Origin of the sequence: Cetobacterium sp. (assembly GCF_048470075.1) — a bacterium.
In the GTDB taxonomy this organism is placed as follows: Bacteria; Fusobacteriota; Fusobacteriia; order Fusobacteriales; family Fusobacteriaceae; genus Cetobacterium_A.
Map to the genome: position 1 here is coordinate 1 of NZ_DBGBQB010000258.1, position 5,557 is coordinate 5,557.

Annotated in this window: 6 protein-coding genes; 4 read left to right on the forward strand and 2 right to left on the reverse strand. The window is 32.5% G+C overall.

The genetic code is table 11. The annotated features are described in order from the left end of the window. On the reverse strand, nt 1–787 hold a 787-nt coding region (locus tag ACMOUI_RS09350), incomplete at its 3' end, for a Cof-type HAD-IIB family hydrolase (RefSeq protein ID WP_418965432.1). Beyond that, nucleotides 777–1,910 (reverse strand): M20 metallopeptidase family protein, encoded by a 1,134-nt coding sequence (locus tag ACMOUI_RS09355; RefSeq protein WP_418965433.1) that lies wholly within the window; start codon nt 1,908–1,910, stop codon nt 777–779. The genes ACMOUI_RS09355 and ACMOUI_RS09350, both read right to left, overlap by 11 nt. Nucleotides 1,911–2,136: 226 nt before the next feature. On the opposite strand from ACMOUI_RS09355, the gene ACMOUI_RS09360 reads away from it, so the two are divergent. From ACMOUI_RS09360 to dapD, 4 genes are all read left to right on the forward strand, one after another. Next, the gene (locus ACMOUI_RS09360; protein WP_418965434.1) at nt 2,137–2,859 is read left to right on the forward strand and encodes an aspartate kinase; all 723 of its coding nucleotides are present in this window, start codon (nt 2,137–2,139) and stop codon (nt 2,857–2,859) included. 115 nt (nt 2,860–2,974) lie between these two features. Beyond that, the gene (gene dapA, locus ACMOUI_RS09365; RefSeq protein WP_418965435.1) at nt 2,975–3,850 is read left to right on the forward strand and encodes a 4-hydroxy-tetrahydrodipicolinate synthase; all 876 of its coding nucleotides are present in this window, start codon (nt 2,975–2,977) and stop codon (nt 3,848–3,850) included. Then, on the forward strand, nt 3,847–4,545 hold the full coding sequence (gene dapB / locus ACMOUI_RS09370; protein ID WP_418965436.1) for a 4-hydroxy-tetrahydrodipicolinate reductase: 699 nt from the start codon (nt 3,847–3,849) through the stop codon (nt 4,543–4,545). The genes dapA and dapB overlap by 4 nt, the downstream gene beginning before the upstream one ends. Nucleotides 4,546–4,553: 8 nt before the next feature. Then, nucleotides 4,554–5,255 (forward strand): 2,3,4,5-tetrahydropyridine-2,6-dicarboxylate N-acetyltransferase, encoded by a 702-nt coding sequence (dapD, locus tag ACMOUI_RS09375; RefSeq protein ID WP_418965437.1) that lies wholly within the window; start codon nt 4,554–4,556, stop codon nt 5,253–5,255. Nucleotides 5,256–5,557 lie beyond the last annotated feature (302 nt).

Genomic DNA, 5,557 nt, shown 5'->3' on the forward strand with positions numbered 1-5,557 from the left:
CAATGAGAGTTGCCATACCATTGGCATTATTAGAGGTAGATATAAATTTACAAATCTCCTTTATTTCAGGTTTTGCATTTTCTACACAGGCAGGCAGACCTGCTACTTTAAGCATTGGAAGATCATTATAAGAATCTCCAACAACTATTATCTCCTCCTGTTTTATTCCCAATTTATTTGCTAATTTTAAAAGTGAACTTCCTTTATCAACACCTAATTTTGTAACCTCTAAGAAGAAAGGTTTTGAAATTGCAATGGAAAATTGCTCTCCCAATTCCGCTTTTAAAATTTTTTCAACTCCTTTTAAATATGTGGGTTCAGCTAGCATTATGCATTTAACACAATCCTTATCCACTGTAGCTTTGAAATTTTTTACTTTTTCAAAAGGCATCTTTGTCAGCTCAACTTCCACTTCAATATAGGAGCTATAATCTTCAGAAACAATAGTATCATCCAAATATGTTATTATCTCCACACCATTTTTTTTACTAAAATCATAGAGGGTATGAATCTCATCTCTAGTAAGAGTTTCCTCTAAAATATTTTTATTGGTTTTGCAGTTTGTTATGATAGAACCATTATAGGATAGGATGTAACTTCCGTATTTGCCTAAATCTAACTCATTGGCTAAATCTCTCATAGCATATGTAGGTCTTCCAGAAGCAAGAACAAATATAACACCTTCATTTTGAGCTTTCATTATAGCTTCTTTATCCTTTAAAGATATTTTCCCTTGAGAGTTTAAAAGTGTGTCATCAAGGTCAGTTACAATCATTTTATATTTCATTTGTTCCCTCCAAAAGTTTTGCAAAAAGTTTGACTCCTTCAAGAAGAACCTTTTCATCAAAATTAAATGAAGAACTATGAAGAGGAGAGATAAAGTTTTTCTCTTTATTTCTAGTACCTAATAGAAAAAATACTCCAGGAACTTTTTCCTGATAAAAAGCAAAATCTTCAGCTAAAGCTAGGGCCTCTCCCTGAATAAATTTAAATTCAGAGGAGATTTTTAAAAATTTATTATAAAGAGCCTCATCATTTATCACAGGGGGATAAAGAATTCTAAATTCATCTTCAACCTTAACATTAAAAGCTATCTCAACTCCACTATGTATCTCTTTAACTCTTTTTATGATAAACTCTGTATCTTCTTGAGAATATGTTCTAATTGTACCATAAAAATCTATTGAATTAGATATTATATTTCTGGCTGTACCTCCACTTATTTTACCAACAGTTATAACCCCTGCATTAAAAGGGGAGATATTTCTAGAGATAATACTCTGATATGAATCTATAATTTTAGTAAAAGGTATAAGAGGGTCATTTGTCTTTTGAGGCATTCCACCATGTCCACCTCTTCCGATAACTTTACAATCAAACTCAGTGGCTTGAGCAAAGAAAGGTCCTGGTTTAGTTGAAACTATACCCTCCTCCAAATCTGGAAAAAGATGGAAAGAGTATATCTCTTTTACATTAAAATCTTTTAAAATATTGGTCTCACAAATAAACTTAGCTCCACCAGGTCCCTCTTCGGCAGGTTGAAAAATAAGAAGAACACTGTGGTCAGTTTTTTTATTTATAGTTAAATATTTAGCAAATGCTAAAAGAGTTGCAGAGTGTCCATCATGTCCGCAGGCATGCATAAAACCAGAGTGCTTTGAAGCGAATTCACAACTGTTTTCCTCCTGTATTGCCAAGGCATCAATATCAGCTCTAAAAGCTATACACTCCTCCTTTTTTCCAGGGATATAGACAAATACTCCAGTTTCACAGATTATATTTGGAGAGTATCCCATATTTTTTAAAGTATCGATTATATACTGTTGAGTTTTGAACTCTTTAAAACCCACTTCAGGTATTTGATGTAAATCTCTTCTGTATTTAATAATATCATTTAATAGAAAATCCATAGCTACCTCCTAAAGAATAATTAACTAATCATATTATTTTTTTTTAATAAAAACAAACATAAAAAGTAAAAGTTCAAAATGTATGAACATATATTTTTTTAAAAATATAGTAAAATAGATATCCTATAAAATATATTATGAACAAAAAAAATAAAAAATTGATAAATTAAAAATCAGATTTAAAAGAAGTAAAATATAGAAAAAAATCTATGAGGTGAGTGGAATTATGAGATTAGTATTAAAATATGGTGGAAGTTCAGTGGCAACTTTGGAAAAAATTTCAAAAATAGCCAATTATATAAAGGGATTAAAAGAGAGAGTGGAAGAGATTGTAGTGGTAGTTTCAGCTATGGGAAAAACAACAGATGAGTTGTTGAAAAAAGCTTTTCATTTCACTGACACTCCAAATAAAAGAGAGATAGATATGCTAATAAGCACTGGTGAACAGCAGAGTATAGCGCTACTATCACTAGCCTTAAACTCTATTGGCTGTGAAGCTATATCATATACAGGGTACCAGATAGGGTTAAGAACAGAGGGAGAACATGGAGATAGTGAGATTGTAAGTATAGATAAAGAGCTGTTAGAGAAAGCGTTAAAGAGCAATAAGGTAGTGATAGTTGCTGGATTTCAAGGGGTAAATAGCCTAGGTGATATAACAACATTGGGAAGAGGGGGATCGGATACTACTGCAGTGGCGTTAGCTGGAGTTTTAAATTGTGAGTGTAAAATATATACTGATGTGGATGGAGTTTACACAGACGATCCTAGAAAAAATAGTCAGGCTACAAAAATAGAGAGAATATCCTATGATGAAATGGAAAAAATGTCTAGAAATGGTGCTAAAGTCATGGAAACAAAAGCTGTAGTAATAGGGAAAAAATATGGAGTACCAATATTTGTTGGGGAAAGTTTAGGAAGTGAAAATGGGACTTATATAACTAATTAGAAAATAAAAATAAAAAATGAATTGAATTTTCTGGAGCTAGAGGATAAGATAAGATAGGGGGCAGCAAAATTATGCTGTTTCGAGTATTACAACTTATAAAAATGGAGGGTAGCGTATGTTTAAAGGGTCAGGAGTAGCATTGATTACACCATTTAATGAAGACATGAGTGTAAACTATTCAAAAGTATCAGAGTTAGTAGAATATCACTGTGAAAATAGTACAGATGCTCTTGTAGTTTTAGGGACAACAGGAGAGGCTAGTACACTTACAGATGATGAAAAAGTAAAAATTGTTGAAACTGTTTTAGAGGCTAATAAGAAAAGACTACCTATAATAGTTGGAGCTGGAAGTAACAACACTATCCAGGCTATTGAAATGGCAAAAAAATATGAAAAGATGGGAGTAGACGGATTGTTATTGGTAACACCATACTATAACAAGGGAAATGAAGATGGGATCTATAAACATTTCATATCAATAGCGGAGTTTGTAAACCTTCCTATAATGTTGTATAACGTTCCTGGAAGAACTGGAGTAAATTTATCTATAAACCTATTGAAAAGATTGGCAAAACAGAAGAATATTGTAGCGATAAAAGAGGCTAGTGGAGATATATCCTATGCATGTGAAGTGGCTAGATTGATACCGGAATTGGCCCTTTACTCTGGAAATGATGATATAACAGTTCCTTTGATGTCCATAGGAGCAGTTGGAACAGTCTCTGTTTTAGCTAATGTTGAACCTAAAGTTGTTCATAATATGGTTCATAGTTTTTTAAATGGAGATGTGAAAGAAGCACAAAGAATACAGTTGAAGTATAATGGATTAGTTAAATCATTATTTGTGGAGGTCAATCCAATTCCTGTAAAAGAGGCTATGAATATATTGGGAAAAAATGTTGGAAAATGTCGTTTACCTCTAGGTGATTTAGATGAAAAAAATAGAGAGATAGTAAAAAAAGAGCTTCAAGAAGTGGGTGAAGCAGTTTGAGAATAGCTATGCATGGAACTGGAACTATGGGAACTACCATCAAAGAACTTGGTGGAGATAAAATAGTTGCCTTTGTTGATGATTTGGATCAAATAAAAAAAGATGAGCAGATAGATGTTGTTATAGATTTTTCACATTTTAGTAAAATCAGTAAACTATTGGATATTTGTGTGGAAAGAGGTTATCCTTTAGTGATTGCAACAACTGGATATGATGGAGAGATTTTAGAAAAGATAGTGGAGGCTTCTAAAAAGATACCAATACTGCTATCTTCTAATACTTCACTTGGAATTAATGCAATAAATGATATTTTAGAGAAGTTGACTCCAAAATTGGAGGGGAATTTTGATATTGAGATAATTGAGAAACATCACAATAAAAAAATTGATGCACCTAGCGGTACAGCTATCACTCTTTTAGAAACTATTCAAAAAGCTTTATCTGAAAGATATAGCATTGTTCATGGACGTGAAGGTATGAGAAGAAGAGATAAAAAAGAGATTGGAGTACATGCTGTAAGAGGTGGAACTATTGTAGGAGAACATACAGTTATTTTTGCTGGAGAGGATGAGATAATTGAGATAACTCATAAGGCTCTATCAAAAAAAATATTCGCTGTGGGAGCGTTAAAATGTGCTGACTATATGGTTGGAAAAAAAGCAAAATTATACACAATGAAAGATATGTTTAAATAGGAGGAGCTATGAGATTAGAAACAGCAGAGGAGCTAATAAGCTTTATAAAAAATTCGCAAAAAAAGACACTTTCAAAAGTTTATATAAATGGAACAATAGAGTTTAAAAATGAGAGTATTTTTGTTTTTAAAGGTGAGGATAGTAGTATTTTAATTGGTGATTGGAAAGAGATTGAGGGGATACTAGAGGAGAATAAAGCAACTATAAAGAGTTACTTTGTAGAAAATGTAGCTAGAAACTCTGGAGTACCTCTACTTGATACTAAAAATATAAATGCTAGAATAGAACCAGGAGCTATAATAAGAGATAAAGTAAAAATAGGAGATAATGCAGTAATAATGATGGGAGCTGTTATAAATATCGGTGCTGAGATAGGTGAAGGTACTATGATAGATATGAATGCTGTACTAGGTGGAAGAGCGATAGTAGGGAAAAGATGCCATATAGGAGCTGGGACAGTATTGGCAGGAGTAATAGAGCCTCCTTCAGCACAGCCTGTTGTGGTTGAAGATGATGTTATGATAGGTGCAAATGCTGTAGTTATTGAGGGTGTAAGAATAGGAAAAGGAGCAGTTGTAGCAGCTGGAGCTATTGTTTTACAAGATGTTCCTGAAGGAGCGGTTGTAGCTGGGAATCCAGCTAAAATTGTAAAGACGAAGGATGAGAAAACATCTGAAAAAACAAAGCTTGTAGATGATTTAAGAAAATAGTTTTAGAGTCATATAAAAGATAGAAAGTTACAAGCCTTTCTATCTTTTTTTATTGTTAAAACAAAAAAATAAAAAAAATAAAAAAAGTTATTGACTTAGTTTAAAAATTATGGTACTATTATTTTTGTCAGCGGGAAACACCGCAGACGAAAATTAAATGTAAGGACATTAACAACCGAATAGAGAAAATAGTCAGAAGTTATGAAAATAACAAATGCCAGAAATGGCACAACCAATAAATGGTGTAAACGTAAGTCTTAGGACTTTAAATATATTTGAATGAAGAGTTTGATCCTGGCTCA

What these genes read in the sequence shown, in the direction of transcription:
- ACMOUI_RS09360 (WP_418965434.1), top strand. Translation starts at nt 2,137, where the DNA reads ATGAGATTAGTATTAAAATATGGTGGAAGTTCAGTGGCAACTTTGGAA.
- ACMOUI_RS09355 (WP_418965433.1), bottom strand. Translation starts at nt 1,910, where the DNA reads ATGGATTTTCTATTAAATGATATTATTAAATACAGAAGAGATTTACAT.
- dapA (WP_418965435.1), top strand. Translation starts at nt 2,975, where the DNA reads ATGTTTAAAGGGTCAGGAGTAGCATTGATTACACCATTTAATGAAGAC.
- dapD (WP_418965437.1), top strand. Translation starts at nt 4,554, where the DNA reads ATGAGATTAGAAACAGCAGAGGAGCTAATAAGCTTTATAAAAAATTCG.